At 58.9% G+C, this 18,529-nt stretch carries 15 protein-coding genes and 1 pseudogene; 5 read left to right on the top strand and 11 right to left on the bottom strand.

What is annotated here, in order from left to right; all coding sequences use genetic code 11:
• Positions 1 to 37: 37 nt before the first annotated feature.
• Both MUN79_RS15740 and MUN79_RS31855 read left to right on the top strand, forming a co-directional pair.
• Positions 38 to 490: a Fur family transcriptional regulator gene (locus MUN79_RS15740; protein WP_244673631.1), complete on the top strand. Its 453-nt coding sequence runs from the start codon at positions 38 to 40 to the stop codon at positions 488 to 490.
• 316 nt (positions 491 to 806) lie between these two features.
• Positions 807 to 1,178 (top strand): MerC domain-containing protein, encoded by a 372-nt coding sequence (locus MUN79_RS31855; protein ID WP_375378177.1) that lies wholly within the window; start codon positions 807 to 809, stop codon positions 1,176 to 1,178.
• Between the two features lie 298 nt (positions 1,179 to 1,476).
• Here the strand turns inward: MUN79_RS31855 and MUN79_RS15745 are convergent, their stop codons facing one another.
• From MUN79_RS15745 to MUN79_RS15790, 10 genes and pseudogenes are all read right to left on the bottom strand, one after another.
• The gene (locus MUN79_RS15745) at positions 1,477 to 3,273 is read right to left on the bottom strand and encodes a M14 family metallopeptidase (protein ID WP_244673632.1); all 1,797 of its coding nucleotides are present in this window, start codon (positions 3,271 to 3,273) and stop codon (positions 1,477 to 1,479) included.
• Between the two features lie 484 nt (positions 3,274 to 3,757).
• Positions 3,758 to 4,393 (bottom strand): helix-turn-helix transcriptional regulator, encoded by a 636-nt coding sequence (locus MUN79_RS15750; protein ID WP_244673633.1) that lies wholly within the window; start codon positions 4,391 to 4,393, stop codon positions 3,758 to 3,760.
• Positions 4,390 to 4,680: a hypothetical protein gene (locus MUN79_RS15755; protein WP_244673634.1), complete on the bottom strand. Its 291-nt coding sequence runs from the start codon at positions 4,678 to 4,680 to the stop codon at positions 4,390 to 4,392. Before MUN79_RS15755 ends, MUN79_RS15750 begins: the two co-directional genes overlap by 4 nt.
• Before the next feature lie 80 nt (positions 4,681 to 4,760).
• Positions 4,761 to 5,747 (bottom strand): annotated as a pseudogene (locus tag MUN79_RS15760) (aldo/keto reductase).
• A gap of 753 nt (positions 5,748 to 6,500) precedes the next feature.
• Positions 6,501 to 7,625 (bottom strand): FAD-dependent monooxygenase, encoded by a 1,125-nt coding sequence (locus MUN79_RS15765; RefSeq protein ID WP_244673635.1) that lies wholly within the window; start codon positions 7,623 to 7,625, stop codon positions 6,501 to 6,503.
• Positions 7,626 to 7,689: 64 nt separating this feature from the next.
• Positions 7,690 to 8,505 carry a helix-turn-helix domain-containing protein gene (locus tag MUN79_RS15770; protein WP_244673636.1) on the bottom strand — a complete coding sequence of 272 codons (816 nt, stop codon included), beginning with the start codon at positions 8,503 to 8,505 and terminating at the stop codon, positions 7,690 to 7,692.
• Positions 8,506 to 8,896: 391 nt separating this feature from the next.
• Positions 8,897 to 9,394: a hypothetical protein gene (locus tag MUN79_RS15775; RefSeq protein WP_244673637.1), complete on the bottom strand. Its 498-nt coding sequence runs from the start codon at positions 9,392 to 9,394 to the stop codon at positions 8,897 to 8,899.
• Positions 9,349 to 10,032, bottom strand: a complete 684-nt coding sequence (locus MUN79_RS15780) for an epoxide hydrolase family protein (protein WP_244673638.1) — start codon at positions 10,030 to 10,032, stop codon at positions 9,349 to 9,351. Before MUN79_RS15780 ends, MUN79_RS15775 begins: the two co-directional genes overlap by 46 nt.
• 88 nt (positions 10,033 to 10,120) lie before the next feature.
• Positions 10,121 to 11,164, bottom strand: a complete 1,044-nt coding sequence (locus tag MUN79_RS15785) for an ankyrin repeat domain-containing protein (RefSeq protein ID WP_262922875.1) — start codon at positions 11,162 to 11,164, stop codon at positions 10,121 to 10,123.
• The gene (locus tag MUN79_RS15790) at positions 11,128 to 12,228 is read right to left on the bottom strand and encodes an SDR family oxidoreductase (RefSeq protein WP_244673640.1); all 1,101 of its coding nucleotides are present in this window, start codon (positions 12,226 to 12,228) and stop codon (positions 11,128 to 11,130) included. The genes MUN79_RS15785 and MUN79_RS15790 overlap by 37 nt, the downstream gene beginning before the upstream one ends.
• A gap of 118 nt (positions 12,229 to 12,346) precedes the next feature.
• On the opposite strand from MUN79_RS15790, the gene MUN79_RS15795 reads away from it, so the two are divergent.
• The 3 genes from MUN79_RS15795 (at position 12,347) to MUN79_RS15805 (ending at position 15,900) form a co-directional block, all read left to right on the top strand.
• Positions 12,347 to 12,970 (top strand): TetR/AcrR family transcriptional regulator, encoded by a 624-nt coding sequence (locus MUN79_RS15795; protein WP_262923066.1) that lies wholly within the window; start codon positions 12,347 to 12,349, stop codon positions 12,968 to 12,970.
• A gap of 596 nt (positions 12,971 to 13,566) precedes the next feature.
• Entirely contained in the window at positions 13,567 to 13,962 is a 396-nt protein-coding gene (locus MUN79_RS15800) for a hypothetical protein (RefSeq protein WP_244673642.1), read from the top strand.
• Positions 13,963 to 14,427: 465 nt separating this feature from the next.
• On the top strand, positions 14,428 to 15,900 hold the full coding sequence (locus MUN79_RS15805; protein WP_244673643.1) for a T9SS type A sorting domain-containing protein: 1,473 nt from the start codon (positions 14,428 to 14,430) through the stop codon (positions 15,898 to 15,900).
• A gap of 12 nt (positions 15,901 to 15,912) precedes the next feature.
• On the opposite strand, the gene MUN79_RS15810 is transcribed toward MUN79_RS15805, so the two are convergent.
• Positions 15,913 to 17,277: a T9SS type B sorting domain-containing protein gene (locus MUN79_RS15810; RefSeq protein WP_244673644.1), complete on the bottom strand. Its 1,365-nt coding sequence runs from the start codon at positions 17,275 to 17,277 to the stop codon at positions 15,913 to 15,915.
• Positions 17,278 to 18,529: the final 1,252 nt, after the last annotated feature.

Here is an 18,529-nt window from a genome sequence, read left to right on the forward strand (position 1 = left end):
CTCACAATCCTATCCGGTAGCTTTCTATCCTTCGTGTATGAGTATCTCATCTGCTCCATCTACGGTGGGTGCCACGTCTGTCGAGTTCGTGCGCCTTACGCTCCACCGCCATACGCTACGCTCCACGGCCATACGCCAGGCCGTCTTAACCATGCTGCTGGAATCCTCCTATGCGCTATCGGGCAGCGAGATTGAGAAACAGATTGTGCCATGCACCGACCGTATCACCCTGTATCGCACGCTGCGCATATTCGAAGAGAAAGGCTTGGTTCATCGGGTTATTGACCATTGCGACATTGTTCGCTACGCCGCTTCTAGCCCAGCTCCAGCCCCGGCGCACGTGCATTTCAAGTGCACAACCTGCCGGCGGCTGTATTGCCTGCACGAAGTAATTGTACCCCCGGTAGAACTGCCTGCTCTGTACCATACATCGTCGAGTGATTATCTGCTCTCCGGCGTGTGTGCCACCTGTCATCCCCAAGAAAAGTAAGCCCTAACAACTGTACTTACAACATAGTAAGGGGGTAGGGCAGGCCAACGGCTTGTCGCATGGCATGGCAAGCTCTTGGCCACTACCGATGCACTGATACAGGGACACTCTGGAGTTGATTATATTTCGCGGGGCCCAATGTTTTGTCATTCAGAGGAAAACCGTATCAGGTTGGGTGGATGCTCAATGACTTTTGCCTGGCAGTAGGTACCGACATTGGGTAAGTACCTATCATGACAATAAATGAAAAGTAAGCGAGGGGTTCCTTATTTGCAACATTGTTGCAAATAAGGAACCCCTCGCTTACTTTTGCCGAATGAAAAACCATGTACCCCGCATACTAGCCGATTACGGCGGCATACTGAATGCTGGTCTATGCCTGGTGCACTGTGCAATAGGTCCTCTACTCTTGACCTGGTGGACTGGCACGCGGGGTACAGAACCAGCTCCCTACTGGGATTCCTTGTTCCTGTTGAGCAGCGGCGTGCTAGTTGCCGTAGCTGCGTGGCGTTTGTCTTCGTGGCGGCTTCGGGTAGCCTTATGGGCATTTTTCAGTCTGTTTGCCGTCACTGTTCTGCTGGCAGAGCGCTGGCCTGAGTTGGAGATAATACAGTATGCGGCTTCTTTGGGGCTTCTAACTACCCATTTATTGAACCTGCGCTATTGTCGTCGCTGTGCTATGCAGTGATTCTATCCTTCCTTTCCTTGGCTCTGCTCAGCGTAAGGATCTTGAGTTGATTAGAAGCCAAGGGAAAGGGTAGTCAGCTGGTTTATTGTTTGCTGGGTTAGCCGTCTTTATTCTTTTTCTCACTGCTAAACGCCTTTGTATGCCATGGCAACGTATCTGCAAGAGTGCAGCAGAGCAGTGTTCTTACTGGCTGGACATTGAATAGATCGGTGGCAATTAGGTCATGCGAGTCCGTGCTAGCCGAGCTTGTGGGCTTGATAGGAGTAGCGTGTCTTCTAGAGCTTGCCCCATCAACCCTTTAATTCAGCTCCCGGGCAATTGGATAGCGCAACGGATACGAGTGGCCCGGTCCAGCGTGCGCGTACAACCACGCGAGCCGCGCATCCGGGTCGGCGGCGAAAGCAGTGTCAGCACGTAGCTTCGCCTCGAATTCTGCCTTGAGCGATGGATTCGTCGCCAGCAGGCGTTCGCCCAGTGCGGCCAGTACGAAGGCGTCCGTGTTCGGCGCCGGGGACAGCAGTTCGGGAAAGAACCCCCAGGCGAGAAACGAGTCCTGGCTTTCTGGTTCCAGCAACGCGGCCGCCAGCAGCCCGTTGGGCTGATCGGCGGGTACCCGCACGCTGCCCGCCGGCAGCATCTGCTCGCCTAACGCATGCACGAAGGTGGCTGTCATTGGCACACGTCCTTCATTGGGCTGCAACAGCTGAGGTTTGACAAGCCGCACCTGATCGAGGCGTAGCGTCCGCGCAGTCTCACTTGTTTCGAAGATGATGCCGTGCAGGCGCAGCCGGTCAATTACCTCCACCTGGGCGGCTGGCACCCACCAGGCCTTGGGCAACCGCACCATCTCCGTGGGCTGCTGCCCGATGATAGGCATCCGGAACGTAATCGGCTGGCCTAGCCAGCGTTGCTCCAGCCGACCCGAGGCTGGCGAGCTATACAGCTCGAAGGCCACCCCCTTGAACTGCTCGATCCAGCCAATGGGCTGCGGTGCTGGCTTCCAGCGCGTGAGCAATTCCGTGGGACGGCTCGCGCGATCTTTCGCCTTGGCCGCAACAATCCATTTAGCATCCTTTGCTGCAATCTTAAGCGCGGCTTCCAGCAGCACGTAGGTGCCCAGTACGCGCTGGCGGTACGGTTTCAGCATATGGTTCTCGACCAGTACCGTCGGCACGCCAATGAAGTCGCCGTAGCCGGTCGAGTAGCGAGGCCCCTCCGGGCTGTAGCGGATGCCTTTGGTCGGCTCGCGCGTGTCGATTGGGCTGGGATACATGATGGGAATATGCCCCGCCTTTGTCAGGGCCTGCGTCACGGCCGGACCGAAGCGCCCCTGTAGCCAGTCAGCCGTTGCTCGATGGCGCGCATACCTACCCCAGCCCGCGTAGGTGAAAGTTACGTCATACTGCATATCGAAGCCTTCGCTGACGTGGCAATCGACGTAGAGAATCGGGTCCAGTTGGCGGAGCAGCCCGATCATGGCGCGCGATTCGGGCGCATCTAATTTGCCGTAATCGCGGTTCAGGTCGATGTTGCGGGCGTTGGCATCCCGCCCCTTCTCGGCGGGCCCGCGCACATGCACGAAGTTCCACGGGCTCATTTGCTCATGGCCGTCAATGTTGTAGATCGGCACGAATACCAGATCAACGTGGTCCAACAGGTCGTCTTTGCCGCGTAGCGCAATGTCGCGCAACAGCATCAGGCCAGCATCCTTGCCGTCGATTTCGCCGGAGTGGATGCCGGCTTGCACCAGCACGACCGGCTTGACAGCGCCACCTTTGCGTGCACGCACGTACAGCAGGTCGCGGCCTTCACCAGTGCGACCAAATGTTTGCAACGTGAGTAGGGGCGAAGCGGCCGTAAGCCGTTCCAGCCAAGACCGAACTTCGGCGTAACGCGGCGTGGTCTGGAAGTTAGCCAACTCGGCCGGCGTGATCCAGGGATCATTTGGTTTAACGATCAATCGTTCGCTTTTACCAGACCAGGGCAAGACGGGCGGCAAAGTCAGAACATCCTGCGCCATCAGGTTCGGACAAGTTAAGCCCATCAACGCCATCCCAAGCGCTATCACACGACAAACGGTATTCAGCAATATCATCCTTCAAACAAAGCAGAAAAGGGTACGGGCAAACACGCCTGACCAACCAGGACCTAAGGGTCATCAGCATACTCGTGAGGCTGGTCAACTGCTTGCAAAGGTAGGCAGGGTCCAGATATTTGCATCAAAGTTGCATTTGATAACCCGGGTTGCTACTTCTGCTGCACCCGTTTCTTCCAGCAGTATGAGTCCTAATTCGGACGGTATTCGGCGTTGTCAACCACGCCACAAGGACACTATTACCCCAACTACTGGTAGTCGGGCCACCCTGCAGAATCCACCATATGACGCAGCCTAGATGAGCTTCGGGAGCAAGGAGCTCCGCACTCAGGTAGAAGCAGATCAGAACGCTTCTGCCCAACAAACCGGCGAAGCTGCCAGCGTGGATGTACACATCAAAAACCTCCTTTAATTCTACAACCGGGGTAGCGGGCGTTAGGAACGGAAACGGCTGTCCATCCGGCTCAATCCTGCCGCAACCTACCTATGCCGGGCCGTGCGAAATGGTGGTCGAGGAACGGAAGGCGGCCGGCGTGAGGCCCGTTTTGCTTTTAAACAAGCGCGTGAAATAGTGCGGATAGTTGAATCCGAGCTGGAAGGCGGCTTCGCTGACCGTAAGCGACGTACTGAGGAGCAACTGCTTGGCCCGTTCTATCAGCGCGTGGTGCAGGTGTTGCTGGGCCGTTTGGCCGGTGAGGGCGCGGAGCATGTCGCTCAGGTAGGCGGGCGAGACGTGCAGCGCTTCGGCAAACTGCTGCACCGTGGGCAGGGCCGGGTTGCCGGCCTGGGCAAAATGGGCCGTGAGCCGGTCCTCGAAGCGACTGAGCAGGTCGTGCTCGGCCCCGCGCCGGGTCAGGAACTGGCGGTGGTAAAACCGGTTGGCATACCCCAACAGCACCTCCAGCTGCGCCACCAGCAGGTCCTGGCTGAAGGCATCTAGGGCGTGCTCGTACTCGTGCCGCAGGCTGCCGAGCACGCCCTCGAGCAGGGCTTCTTCCTGGGCCGAGACGTGCAGGGCCTCGTGCACCTGGTAGGAGAAAAAGCCGTAGCCGCTCATTTTCTGGCCCAGCGGATACTTGCCCAGCAGGTCGGGGTGAAATACCAGGGCCCAACCGGTCATTTCCGAAATGTCGAGGCTCGCATCGGCCTGTACGACCTGGCCGGGGCCAGAAACGTGAGCAGGCCGCCGTGGAAATCGTAGGTCTGGCGGCCGTAGTACACCGTGCCCTTCAGGCCGCGCTTGAGGGCCACGGTGTAGAGCTGCGCCACTATGGGGGCAGGGAGGGTCTGCGCAGTAATCTCAGCCAGATTAATGAGCGTGAGCAAGGGGTGCGCCGGGTCGGGCAACCCGTAGTAGCGGGTGTATTCCGTGACGCTGTGCAGCACTTGAAAATCAGTAGCTTTCATCCGGTGAAGATACGGTAGACGACGTAGCCCGGGGCCCCGCCAGGCGATTCCCTGGCCCCGGCCCCGAACCAGGCCGCCGCTTAGGAGGCGTAGGCCGCGCCAGTGGTGCTGCCCACGGGCAGCACCGCGTCCAGCTCGGCTACCTCCTGGGGGCTGAGCACGAGCGCGGCCGCGGCCACGTTTTGCTCCAGGTACGTGCGGCGCTTGGTCCCGGGGATGGTCACAACGCCCTGGGCCAGCACCCAGGCCAGGGCCAGCTGGGCGGCCGTCACCTGCTTGCGTGCCGCCAGCTGCTGCAGCTTCTGCACCAGCGCCAGGTTTTTCTGGAAGTTCTCGCCCTGGTAGCGCGGCAGGTTCCGGCGGATGTCGGTGGGGGCGAAGTCCTCGAATTTGGTAATCTCTCCCGACAGGAACCCGCGGCCCAGCGGCGAGTACGCCACGAATCCGATGCCCAGCTGCCGGGCGGCTTGCAGCACCCCGTCTTCCTCCACGCCCCGGTCGAAGAGCGAATACTCGGTTTGCAGGGCCGTGATGGGGTGCACGGCGTGCCCCCGGCGCAGCACGTCGGCCGGCACTTCGGACAGGCCCAGGTAGCGCACTTTGCCTTCTTCCACCAGCCGGCTCATGGCACCCACCGTGTCTTCAATGGGCGTGGCGGGGTCGAGGCGGTGCAGGTATTAGAGGTCGATGTAGTCGGTCTGCAGGTTCTGCAAGGAGCGCTCCGCAGCTTTGCGCACGTACTCGGGCCGGCCGTTGTAGCCCCAGGTGAGCTGCTCGTGGTCGTCCACCTCGAAGCCAAATTTGGTAGCAATCGTGTACTGGTCGCGCCGGCCTGCCAGGGCTTTGGCCAGCAACCGCTCGTTGAGCAGCGGGCCGTAGAGGTCGGCTGTGTCCAGCAAGGTGACGCCCAGCTCGCGGGCCCGGTGGATGGTGGCAATGGCTTCGGCCTCGTCGGGTTGGCCGTACACGTCCGTGCCGGCCAGGGTCGTCATGCCCATGCAGCCCAGACCTTGGCTGGATACCTGCAGGCCCTGGCTGCCCAACGCTACTTGTTTGATGGTGTTCATGGGAAACGAGTATCAAGGTGAAAAAAAGGGTGGGGGTAGCGCAGGGCGCCCCACACCCCTCCGCTTAGCGGTGCGAAAGCCGCTTCTGCTTTACCCCACAAAGTTCGGGAGGGTACTACGGCCCGAAACCACACAAAACCCCGGATATCTAACACTAATCCCAGCCATGGTAGTCTGAACCGCTAGTCAGTTTGAATGCTTCTCCCAAGCCGACCCCATCCTAGCCGCCCTGCCCTTCGGCACCAAGTTCTACTTTCCTGAGAATCAGGCGGCCTAAGAGAGAAAAACCCTCTCTGCACTGGTTTGCCCTTAGCTAACAAAGCATTTGAAATTTACCTGCTCTCAAAAGTATCAATGGCTGCTGTGCCTCAACCACCATGATGTGGTTTACGGAACAGGCACACCTATAAGCGAACAGTTGAAATTCCGAAGCGCAAGGCCAGTGCTTTACCGGGAACCCATCAATTCAAACGCTTCGGAAGAATAGCTACGCTGGAAAAGGCTACAAACGCTCCTTTCGCTATTCGGACCATTTAACCAGACTGCTCGTTTTTGAGTCTTACCGAATAGAGTGACCTGCTTTCGGGCTAACCGCGCTTCCGTAACAAAACGCTTGCCGCATCGAGTCCAATTCAGGGCGTTGAACGCCCCAGACGACTGCTGCAGTTAAATGCGCAGGGCCGTCGCACCCAGCGTGAACCCTTTCTGGTCTTAGGTAGCTTTTCTTAACTGGCCCGCGCAAAAGCTTACTGGCTAAAGCGGTACTCCCTGCACATTTCTGGTGTGAATGGCTTCTTCGGTGCTGGGAACCAAATAGTCGCTTAACGTGGTGAGGGCGGTGGCTTGCACTTCCTCAATAAACGGCCGCAATTCTTGGTTGTACGCTTGAAACGCTAGGTCAAAATTGCCGTGGTGTTTTTCCAATGCATCGGCCACGGTTACGGCCCCATACAAGGCCAAGGATCCCCCCATGCCCGCTGCTGGGGACGCGCAATAGCCGGCGTCGCCCACCAACGCTACACGGCCCTTGGTCCAGGACGGCATCTTTATCTGACATAACTTATCGAAGTACGAAATGTCTGCCTGCTTAACTTCCGCCAGCAGTTCGGCGGTTCGCCAGCCGTGTCCGGAAAAGTGGTCCCGGACAATCTGCTGTTGCTGCTCGGCGTTCCGGTAGTCGTACGGGATTTCGTTTGGGGAAAAGAAACAAAAGACAATATCGGTCTTGCCGTGGTAGGCGTTCAGCATAATGAGCCGGCCCGGCGCATTGTACAATTGGGTGGTATTTTGCGGTATCAACGGGCGGTTGACGGTGGTGAGCGAAAAGTAGTGGCGCATAAAATGCGCGTAGTCGGCTTCGGGGCCGAACCACAATTGCCTGACTGCCGAATGCAACCCGTCGCAGCCGAAGACCAGGTCGAAGGTACGGGGCGCGCCCTGGTTAAAGGTCACGTGCATTGCGCTAGCGGTTTCGCGCAACGCGCTGATGCGGTTGTTGAACAGAAACTCCACCTGGTTTTGTACGGCCTCCAGTAACGCCGTCACGAGGGTGGCGCGCTCAATCTCCACGTCATCATCTGCGATGGGCACCCCCTCGTTCTGGAGCCACATCACGCCTGCCGTCACATCGTCGGCATTTTTAAAATCCCACCGCTCCAGGCGCAGTTGATGGGCTTGGAGCTGGGCAAAAATGCCCATCCGCTTCACGCTGGCCAGGGCCTCTCCCTGGATATTGAGTGCCGCCCCGCCCAGGCGAGGCCTGGGGGCTTGTTCCACCACCGTGACGTGGTAGCCTAATTTAGTCAGCCAATAAGCGGTGGCTAAGCCTGCGATGCTGGCGCCCGAGACGAGTGCTTTTTTTTCGTTTTCCGATTTCATTTTCCGATAATTTGGGGGCTGGTACAAGCCTGATTGCCCCACAAAATTCTCGGATGCGTCGGCCTTAGGCTAGAACAAACGCGACAATATCGGTGCCGACCGTTTGTTGCCAACGCGCGGCTTTGCGGGCGAAGGCCGCCGGGGTCGTGCCGCTGTAGCGTTTGAACTCCCGCCCCAGGTGGGATTGGTCGGCGTAACCGAACTCGTGCGCCAAGCCGGCGAGATTAGCGGTGGGGTGCAACCAGAGGCGGCGGACTTGTTCCACGCGCAGTCGCCCCGACACGTCTTTCACCGTATGGCCCACCGCTTGCTTGAACTTGCGCTCCAAGGTTCGCACCGTGGCCTGCGCCGCCGCCGCGACTAGGCTGACGGGCAGGGTACCGTTGGCCGCTCGCATTGCCCGGCCCGCTTGGCCGAGCAAACGGTTCTGAACCACCTGCGCTTGCGCCTGCTCGAAATACTGAGCCACCTGAGCCAGCGCTTCCGCCACGTTGCCCGCCTGAAGCCACTTCGCCAACGGCGCTTGCAACTGGGCGAGGGGATGCGTTAGTACGCGCACGCCTTCTTTACCAGGGAGCAGGCCGAGCAGCTCAAACACAGTCCAGGGAAAGCACTTGATACCCAGAAACTCTATTCGACTTTCAGCTTGAAAAAGCACGGGTTGCGGCAGCAGCCCCACCAAAAACGGCGAGGGCAGCAGCTGCCATCCGTCCGGGGTGGCCACGCGGCAGGTGCTGCCGAAATAAAAAATGATTTCGGCGTAGCCATCGGGTACTACCTGCCAGTGAGGGTGCTCTTCGTGGAAGTCTCGGCTCAGATACCAAAAGTCTTGGACAGTATCCCGTAATGCGTCGGGTGGGTCAACTTCTTGATGCTGCATGCAACAAAATAGGCGAATGCGCGGGGCCAGCTGCTTACGCGGTGTTCAGCTAACGCGGTTATTGATGTAGCGGCTTACCGGATAAAGATACTATTATCTTGGTGGCTCATTCAGGTTAGGGTGCGGTAGCGGTTGCAGCACTCCTTGGGTAGTTCAAACGCTACGTAGTTGCGCAACGGCCGGCTGGAAAACCGAAACGGCTTGCGCTGAGCTTAGCTCAGCGCAAGCCGTTTCGGTGATTTACTGTAACCTATCAACACAACACCTATGGCCGGTTCGCCAAAGCTACACGTGCTTTTCTCCGATGGGTAACGGCCAGCACTGGACCCACCAGCAAGTGGATGCGCCGGCCAGGGTGCAGGCGGACCAGCGCCACTTGGTCATCATCCCCTTACCGTGAATGACGAAAGCTGGCGCGCACTTCTTCGACGAAGATCTTGGGTAGTTCCCAGGCCGGAAAATGGCCGCCTTCCGGCAGCTCGTTATAGTAAACCAGGCTAGGGTAACGCTCCTGCACCCAGCGCCGACTGGTCTGATGAATGTCCCGGGGGAACTGGCTGAAGCCGACGGGTACCTGAATCGGGTGTTCTCTGAAAGTGCGCATACTCTGCCAATAGATGCGCGCCGAGGAGGCGGCCGTGCCCGTGAGCCAGTAGAGGGTAATGTTGTCGAGAATCGCATCGCGGCCAATCAACTCCTGCACGTTGCCGTCAGTGTATTTGGCCACCAGCTCATAAATCCAGGCCGCTTGGCCGACCGGGGAATCCGTGAGCCCGTAGCTGAGCGTCTGCGGACTCTGGATCTGCTCGGTCATGTAGCCGTTCTCGTTTTCGGCGAATGCCTTCAGCCGCTCCAGCGCCTGCTCCTCCTGCGCATCGCCCGCTGGCATGCCCGCAAAAATCGGAAACATATTGAAGTGGACGGCGCGTACGGCGGGGGGCCAATGCCGCCGAGCGCATTGGTGACGGCGTAGCCCCAATCACCACCCTGGGCAAAGAAGCTCTCGTAGCCGAGCCGGTGCATCAGCTCAACCCACGCCTGGGCGACCCGTTCCGGGGACCAGTCAGGCGTCGTGAGTTTCTCGGACAACCCAAAGTTGGGCATCGTCGGCAGGACGACGTGAAACGCATCCTTTGGGTCGCCGCCATGCGCCCGTGGATCAGCCAGCATCGGCGCGACTTTTAAGAATTCGATGACGGAACCCGGCCAGCCATGCGTGAGGACCAGGGGCACCGCGTCGGGTTCGGGTGAGCGTAGGTGGAGGAAATGAATGTCGAGTCCATCAATCCGCGTCCTTGAGGGCGACAGCGCATTCAGCCGGCCCTCGCAGGCGCGCCAGTCGTAACCATCGAGCCAGTAGGCACACAGCGCCTGCATCGTGGCCAGCGGTACGCCCTGGCTCCAGTCAGGCACCGTCTCGCGGTCCGGCCAGCGGGTGTGGGCCAGCCGCTGGCGTAAATCCGCGAGTGCGGCGTCCGGGAAGGCAAACGGATGGGGGTAGATAGTGGTGTCTAAGGGATGATTCATAGTGGGCAAAGGCTATAAATTGTCAGGCGAAGCGTAGGACGCGCACCTCGAAAGAAGAAATTGTCTGGGGTAGGTTTGACTAGGGGGCCTACTTACGCTCGGCTTCCGCCAGAAATGCCGCGAGTTCATCGTACCCGTACAACAGGGCCAACCCCTGAGGGGTCAGGCCCGTGTGGCTCTTCTGATCCAGGTAAGCACCGGCCTCAACCAGAGCCTGGGCCACATCCAGGTACCCATGCCACACCGCGTCGTGTAGGGCGGAGTAGCCGTTGTACGCCCCTTGCACCTGCAACCCGGCGGCCGGCGCATCCGGCCGCACGGTTTTTTGCGTCAGCAGCCGAACGATAGTGGCGTGGCCAAAATAGGTCGCGTCGTGGAGGGCCATGCCGCCCATCAGGCCAATCAGGCGCCGTGGGTCGGCCCCGGCGTTCAGCAGCAGACGGGCGATATCGACATGCCCTTCCCGCGCGGCGATGCCCAGGGGCGTGTAGTTGTCGTCCACACTACCAATCATGGGTACCTGCTCGTCCACCGGATAGTTTGCCGCAAGTAGCCGCTCGACTTCCCGGCTGTCGCCTGCTTTAACGGCGGCCACCAACTTCAGCCGGGCGACGGCATCGGCGTTTGCCTGCTGTTGCGCCTCCAGGCAACGTATAATTCCAGCGAGTCCATCGGCCCGGGCCATATCGAGGGCGGTCTGCCCCCAATGACTGACAATCGTCATCCGGGCACCGCGCTGCAGGAGCCGTTCGACCACCGCCTGCTGCTTATGCAGTACCGCGTCCATCAGCGGCGTGTTGCCCAGGATGGGGGTCTGCTGGTCGACGAAGGCCCCGTGGTCGAGTAGCAGCGCCACGACATCCGGGTTGCCCGCTTGCACCGCCTTATGGAGCGCGGTGGCTCCCATGCGCGGTTCAATCGCATGCACGCTCGCGCCCGCCGTTAGTAGGAGCTGAGATAGGTGAAACTCGCCACGGCCCGCCGCCAGCATGAGCGGCGTCAGGCCATCAGGGCCGGGCCGGTTGACGTCGGCGCGGGCACGTAGCTGCTCTAGCACAGCCGGCAGGTTGCCGGCTTGGATGGCGGCCTCCAGCGTCAGGGCCGTTGGTGGGTCAACCGGAAGGGCAGCCACGTCACCAGGGCCATCAGCGGGTTGGGAGCGGGGGGATGGGGAGGCGATTCCTGCTCTGGCATTCCCGCTAACGTCAGCACCTGACCACCCATCTGCTGGAGACGGGCCAGATACGTACGGGGCTCCAGTAATTGGTAGGGGAAATACAGTCCCGCCGGAACTGCGGGCTGGCCGTCCAGGCCGAGCAGCCGTTCCAGCAGCAGGGCGACGCCGAGGCCCGTTAAGGGCATTTGTCCCTGCGGATGCACCACCGCGTGCCGGGTGCGTAGCGGCTGACCTGCATGGTCTTCGCCGGCAAGGTCGATAAGTATCTCCGTGGACATCGGCCCACCCTGGCGGCGGGTAGAAGTGACGCCAAAGGCCAGCATAAACTGCACGTTCGGTGCACCGGTCGCCGTGGCTAGGCCGAGCACGTCATAAAAGGAGTACGTAGCGGCTTTTTGCTCGGTGCCATCCACGGCGCGAAAGGCAGTCTTAGCCTCATCGCCCACTTGCCAGACAAAGGCCCCATCACGCCGAACAAGCGCTGCGGGCATGATCGTGGTTTGGCGCTCAAAATCAGCATAGGCGGCTGGGCCGGAAACGTCTTGTTCATCCAGCAGCGCCCCAATCGTGATGGTGTGGAGTCGGCCGAACGCCCGGGCGAATTCCAGCGTGGGGACCGTAGTAGCACCGACCAGCCATTCCGTACCCAGGACAACGGGGGCCGCCCGCGGCTGGTGCATATAGGCTGCTACCTCGGGGCCCATTTCGAAAACGCCTGCCGAAATGCTCAGGTGCGGGATACCGTGGGCTTGGGCAAACCGCAGCGTGGCCAACTGGTGGTCCGTAAACAGGACCACCACGGCACTGACGAGTCGTTGCCCCAGGCCTAAGTCTTCAGCCGCAAGATTCAGCGCAATACCTTCGGCGCTGGGTATCTCGGCCGCAGCTTCCTGCGCTTTGGCCAGGTCACGGCCCCCAAGTAGCAAGGGTACCTCGGGATGGGCGTCATGCAGGAGGCGGGCGACCCAGCGGCCAACCGTGCCGGAGCCGCCCACCAGGAGAACGGGGTGTTGTGTCATGAAGATGCAGGAGGTTAGTGCGTATTTTTGGCAAACATAAGCTACCAAACGTAAGTTACCAAAAGTAGGTTACGTTTGGTAGCTTTACAAACGGACCTTGCAAGCAGACATCCTGATTATGACGCACTCTTCGGACGCAGCAGCACCTAAACGATCTGGTGGCAGACTATCTAAGGCAGAGCGCCGGCGCCAATTGCTTGACACGGCGCTTAGTATCATTCGTGAAGAAGGTGCTGACCGCCTAACCCTGGGTCATTTAGCAGCCCGGGCCGGCGTGTCGAAGCCCATCACGTACGAACACTTCAGCACGCGTTCGGGGCTCTTGACTGCGCTCTATAAGTTCCTGGATGAGCAGCAACTGCAGGCTTTGCAGGAAGCGCTGTTGAGCGTGCAGCAGCATGTAAAGGATACAGCGGACGTGCTTGCCACCGCCTATATTCATTGTTCAGTAGACACGGGAGGCGAATGGCACGCGGTCAGGGCGGCCTTGTCGGGCAGCGAAGAAATGGGCGTGGTGCAGCAGGAGTTACTGGCCGGCTACGTTGAGTTGTTTAGCACTACCCTGGCTCCCCACAGCTCGTTATCTCCCGCTGCGCTTCATCGGTGCTGCGTCGGGCTGGTGGGTGCCGGGGAGGCCCTCTCCGTCCTGATGCTGAGTGGGCAATGCAGTGAGCGGGAAGCGGCCACGACCTTCTCCTCCTTAATTCAGGGTGGCCTGCTCCTATCTTCGTCTCATCGTTAAACGCAGATATAGTGGCGGCAAGCCCAGGTGCGACCTTTGGACCAACCCTTTAACCAAGGTAACTACTAGTCTATCCGGTAAGTCAAGTTATGATAACGGCCAGCTGGAAAATAGTGGCTTAAACGACCGTTTTTGTGAACTATAGTAGTCTATTCGCTTACTCGCTTAACGGTATTCCGATCGGCTTTCTAGAATATTAAAGAACCACAATTATAAGCTGAACAATCCAGACAATAAACTTTGCTGCTTGTATTTTTTGCAGGTAGCTTTGCATACCTCTTGGTGGTTTGCACCCCTGAACTCGCGCCCCTCTACTTATCACACCTCTTCCAGCATCGCACGCATTCGGAAAATCCGAGTGTGCTTTCTGCTGCTTTTTAGGTGACTTAATGATACTAGCGCCACTCTACCTTTTTCCTATACTGTTCTAGCTTTTGTAAGCAGGACATCCTCCCTCGCTCTTTGATTATCTGCCTTTGGCGATGGATTTGTACGCCTAGTCGGCCACCATTAGTTTCCTATACAATTTACCGAGCAGGTACTACCCGCATATCCGTGCGCCCGGGGTACTGGTGTCTTCTATCTACTTCCTTCATATGCTCACTTCGTCCAGTACGTTGAAAACCAGTGTGCTCATTGCTCTTGCAACACTCTTTACTCTTTCAGCAAAAGCCCAACAGGAGGTTTCGGTCGACCAGTTCACGGGCACCGCTTCGGTGAGCATCCCGTTAACGGCCGCTACGATTCAGGGTGTTACCGTTCCTATTGGTCTTACTTATACCGCCACCGGTCTGCAGGCCGATGATCAGGGGGGCATAGTAGGTGTTGGCTGGTCCCTCTCCGGCGTGCCGCATCTAAGTCGGGAGGTTCGGGGCTTACGGCTGGGGCGTTCTTGGCAGCAAAAACGTCATGCTGTTGTTAATGATGATTTCGAACATGGAGATCATACCTGGGATGCATTGTTTAATCAAATAACAACCCCGTTTTGGTAGCATTATTCAGAAAATCGCCCACCGAGAAAAGACTTTCTAAGTTCTTCTCAACTATAAGTTGGATCCCCATGATTGGGTTCTCGGTAATAATATTGTTCTATTTTTTAACCTATACACGCCCTGTATATAGCCAGTATTCTGGTATTAGGGCACCTGCGGTAGCGTCAGATTATGCATTTTTGAATTTCATAGGTATCGTAATAATACTACTCGCTCCATTTATTGGTGGAGCATGGCTAGTTGCATTAATTATTACAAAACTTAGAAGAATACGATTAGGCTGGTTCAATATATTGACTTTTATAGTTGGATTTGCTTTGATTTTTTTGATAAACAAACTTTGCACAACTTATATGTATTGGTTTATGGGTTAATTAATATCTGACACCCCTAGGCACAGTATGTGATTTTACTAAATCAGCAATGTTTAAGCATCTTTCTATTATAAATAAATTGGTCATAGGTTTGACTTACTTTCACGCTTATGATCTTCAGGCCCAATCTGTCCCGCCGCTCACCCTCGGCTATGGCCCTACCATCCAACTGCCTACCGGGGCTGATGTTAACGACATAGCCGTAGCGGACCTGGACCACGACGGACGGCCCGACCTGGCCATTCCCGAGCGGGCGCTGGATACGCTGGCCATTTTCGTGCAGACAGCCAGCGGTGGCTTTCCCGCCAAGGCCTCGGCGCGCTACTTCTTCAGCCGGGGCCCGCACACCATTGTCCCGCTGGCCCTGAACGGCTACGGTGCGTCCGGCTCCCCGGTGCCCGTCGCCGATGATCTGGTCCTGGGGGCCCGGCAGTCAATTCAGCTGTATCTGCTGGACAATATGGGTACCGCGCCCGGACAGCTGTCCCTGGTGGCGCGCCCTGCGTTGCGCTGGGGTCCCCTCGGTGGCAGCCCACCCACTGACCCGCGTCTGCTGACGGCCCCGCTCAACGGCGATGATTACCCCGATATTGCCTACTTATACAATCCCATCGGCACGGTGCAGGCCGGGCTCGGCGGCAACGGAATTCTATTTCGCAATACTCCGCCCGACAACATTGCGTCTCCGCTGTTCTACCAGGCTCCCTTTCGCCCGGTGGATGCCAGCCTGGCCTGCATGTACGTGCCCGACGCATACAACGCCCTGCTGGCTTCGCCCACGACTAACGAAATCATTATTGTATCCACGACCGGGAAAAGCCAGCCGAGCAACGGGTGGTGGACCTCCGGGTACCAGCGCAAAACGGCTTCGGGCGGTACGCGCCCCGTGGCCGCGGCCGGGGCCGACGTCGACGGCGACGGCGATGCCGACTTGGTGGCCGCCCACGAAACCAACCCCAACGTCGTCATCCGGCTGCGGGAACCGAACCCCGTCACCCCGTACGATCTGTTGTTTCCTACCCAGCTTACTTACCCGCTGCTCGGCGCCCCGCGGCAGGTCATTTTGCAGGATATGAACGGCGACAACCGCCCTGACCTGCTGGTGCTGCTCACTACAGGGCTGGTGCAGGTATTCCGCAACACAGGCCAGAGCGGACAGGCCTTGTTTGATGCCCCTATTCTGTTAGCCACGGGCAGCCGCCCAGCGTATCTGCGCCTGGCCGATATCAACGCCGATGGGCAGCTCGATCTGGCTGTGGCCTGCCCCGGCGACAACACGGTGCATCTATTCTACAACCAAAGCGTGGTGCTGTCTGCTCAAGCAGCTAAGAGCAAGCAGCTGGCCACGGTCTACCCCAATCCGGCCCATACGACCTTGCAGCTTCGCTCCACAACCGGAAGCCCGATCCACGCTGCAATCTTGCTCGATGCGCTGGGCCGCCCGGTTCGGCAGTGGGATGCACCAGCGACGAGCCTGAATGTGGCAGACGTACCGCGGGGCCTGTACCTGTTGCAGCTACAGGTAGGAACCACTAAGACTATGCACCGGATAGTACTGGAATAAACCAGAGCTACGCTAGTCGCGCGAGCTACCCATAACCTCCACCCATCCTCGTATTACTTGGTTGGTAGCCGGTTGGCGCAAGGTGTAGTAATAGATGCCGGCCGGTACGTCTCCCCACTCATTGTGGTAGATATCGGCAGTATACACTTGTTTCCCCCAGCGGTTGAACACCACCAACGACCATTCACCCACTAAGCCCTGAGGCGCAAACCGGTCATTTCTCTGGTCACCGTTCGGCGTGACGACATTCGGGATAAGCCAGCAGCGCCGGGCCTCAATGCGTCGGCTGGCTGTCTGAATTCCGCAGCTGTTGCGGCGCTCTACCGAGTATGTGCCTGCCGCCTGCACCAGTAGCGTGGCCCCGGTAGAACCATCCGACCACCGGTACGTGGTGCCTGCCTGGTCCGGTGGACCAGGTAATCGTAAAGTCAGCGTTTGTCCCTCACAAAGCGTGGTATCGGCTCCCAACGAGAGCGGCGGATTACCGGGCAGGAGCTGCACGGTGTGCCGGGCCTCACTGCTGCAGTCCCCGGAGTATGATACGCGGACCGAATACGTGCCTGGCTGGCTGACCACGAGCTCCGGCCCCGTGGCCCCCGTATTCCAACGGTAGGCAGTGGCCGAGGCATCCCGGGCGGAAAGCGTTGTCGTAGCTCCCGGGCACAACAGGGAGTTGCCCGTAATAGAAGCGACCGGAGCCAGGACCGAGTAGTTTGCCGTAGCGGTGCACCCCGCGGGAAAGGTTGCCGTTACCTGGTAAGTTCCGGTCTGCGTGGCGGTTATGCCATCCGTCGTAGCCCCGGTGCTCCAGCGGAAAGCCGTGGCTCCCGGTGCCAAAGCCATCAGCAGCGCCGGACTGCTTGGGCTAACGCAAGAGGCAGCCGGGCCATTGATAGTCACCGTTGGCAGCACGATGGTGACGCGGCGCGTTACGCTGCAGCCCGCCCCGTAGGAAGCCGTCAGCTCATAAACGCCGGCTTGGGTGACCTCCAGCGTGGAAAGCGGCGAGCCGGTACTCCAGAGCAGGGAAGATGCTCCCGGCGCGGAAGCCGTCAGGCGAACTATACCGCCCGGACACAGCAACGTGTCGCCAAGAATCTGCACCACGGGCTGAAGGGCGCGGACCTGATGCGTGGCCGTGGCGGTAGCCCCGCCGGGGAAGGTAGCCGTAACGGTATAGCTGCCCGGTTGGATGACGGTAATGGAGGCCGTGGTAGCTCCCGTGTTCCAGACGTAGGTGGCCGCCGGCGCAGAAGGCAACGCCTGTAACTGTAATTGGCCCCCGGCGCAAATTTCCGTGCCCCCGCCAATGCGCACAGTTGAAGCCTCGCCCAGGCGGGCCAAAAAACCCGTGACCCTGTCCGTGGGTGTGCCCAAGGGGGCAGCGTACCAAAGCTGACCGGGGTGAACAAGTATCCGCCTACGTACACATCAGTACCGATAATGGCCAAGGCGTTTCCCCGGTCATTGTTGGGACTGCCGGCCCACTGGGCCCAGGCAAAACCGGCCGTCGCTCCCTGGTCGTCTAGTTGAGCCACGTAAATATCCCCCGAGTCGAAATTGCTCGCATTGAGCAGCGTAGTAGTGCCAAACGAGATTGAAGGACTCCCAAAAGAGCCGGTTATGCAGACGCCGTTGCCGTGCAGTACTAACGCCGATACGCTTTCATGACGCTGTCTGCCTGGGCCAGCAATCGACTGCACCCACACAAAGCGACCGGTAGCTCCCGCATCGGTGAGCTTGGCCACAAAGCCGTCAAAGCCGGTGCCTCCCTGGTTGGCTAGGGAAAGCGGACCAAACCGTATGAGCGAGCCGGTAAAAAAGCCCCCGACATATACACTCGTTCCTTGTACGGCCAGGTTAAGGCCAGACTCGTCCCCGTTGCTTCCCGCTGCCTGGACCCAGGTAAAGGTGCTGGATGGGCCGGCATCGGTCAGTTTAGCGACGAATACGTCTGTCTGACCAACACCGGACAGCACGGTGGAACCGAAGGCTACCGCCTCCTGCCCAAAGGTTCCAGTCAGGTACAGGCTGTTGCCCTGCACGGCCAGTGCCTGCACGGCTTCACTACCCCGGCCCCCGATGCGTTGCGCCCACACCACCCAGGCCGTGGTGCCAGTATCCTCAAGCTTGGCCACATACCCATCCGTCCGGGACCCTGCGCTAGGATTTGTCAGCGTTAGCGTACCAAAAGTGGCGGTGGGGCTCAGATAATGCCCGCCAACATATACGCTCGTGCCGCTGACGGCCAACGAAGTGGCAATATCACTGTATCCACCACCAAATTGCTGCACCCAGGCGAATGTGCTGGACGAGCCGGCGTCAACTAGCTTGGCGACGAAGCCATCATCACTGCCGATATTGCTAGTGAGCCGTGAGGAGCCAAATTGAGCCCCATCACTCGAAAATTTCCCCGCAATATAAACGTTGGCACCACTGACGGTTATGGCCATAGGGGTGTCAGAATCCGTACCGCCTGCTCGCTGAACCCACAGAAACTGGTTGGCGACCGGACTCCACTTGGCGACAAAAATGTCGCCTTCCCCAGCGCTGACCAGGGTGACCCCGGCCAACTGCAGGGTGCCATAGAAGGTACCTGTCAGAAACACTTCTCCGTTGGCAGTGACAG

The sequence above is a fragment of the Hymenobacter cellulosilyticus genome (assembly GCF_022919215.1).
GTDB lineage: Bacteria > Bacteroidota > Bacteroidia > Cytophagales > Hymenobacteraceae > Hymenobacter > Hymenobacter cellulosilyticus.

Excerpts from the sequence above, each read along its gene's own strand:
- MUN79_RS15740 (WP_244673631.1), top strand. The coding sequence starts at position 38 with ATGAGTATCTCATCTGCTCCATCTACGGTGGGTGCCACGTCTGTCGAG.
- MUN79_RS31855 (WP_375378177.1), top strand. The coding sequence starts at position 807 with ATGAAAAACCATGTACCCCGCATACTAGCCGATTACGGCGGCATACTG.
- MUN79_RS15745 (WP_244673632.1), bottom strand. The coding sequence starts at position 3,273 with ATGATATTGCTGAATACCGTTTGTCGTGTGATAGCGCTTGGGATGGCG.
- MUN79_RS15750 (WP_244673633.1), bottom strand. The coding sequence starts at position 4,393 with ATGACCGGTTGGGCCCTGGTATTTCACCCCGACCTGCTGGGCAAGTAT.
- MUN79_RS15755 (WP_244673634.1), bottom strand. The coding sequence starts at position 4,680 with ATGAAAGCTACTGATTTTCAAGTGCTGCACAGCGTCACGGAATACACC.
- MUN79_RS15765 (WP_244673635.1), bottom strand. The coding sequence starts at position 7,625 with ATGAAATCGGAAAACGAAAAAAAAGCACTCGTCTCGGGCGCCAGCATC.
- MUN79_RS15770 (WP_244673636.1), bottom strand. The coding sequence starts at position 8,505 with ATGCAGCATCAAGAAGTTGACCCACCCGACGCATTACGGGATACTGTC.
- MUN79_RS15775 (WP_244673637.1), bottom strand. The coding sequence starts at position 9,394 with ATGCCAGCGGGCGATGCGCAGGAGGAGCAGGCGCTGGAGCGGCTGAAG.
- MUN79_RS15780 (WP_244673638.1), bottom strand. The coding sequence starts at position 10,032 with ATGAATCATCCCTTAGACACCACTATCTACCCCCATCCGTTTGCCTTC.
- MUN79_RS15790 (WP_244673640.1), bottom strand. The coding sequence starts at position 12,228 with ATGACACAACACCCCGTTCTCCTGGTGGGCGGCTCCGGCACGGTTGGC.
- MUN79_RS15795 (WP_262923066.1), top strand. The coding sequence starts at position 12,347 with ATGACGCACTCTTCGGACGCAGCAGCACCTAAACGATCTGGTGGCAGA.
- MUN79_RS15800 (WP_244673642.1), top strand. The coding sequence starts at position 13,567 with ATGCTCACTTCGTCCAGTACGTTGAAAACCAGTGTGCTCATTGCTCTT.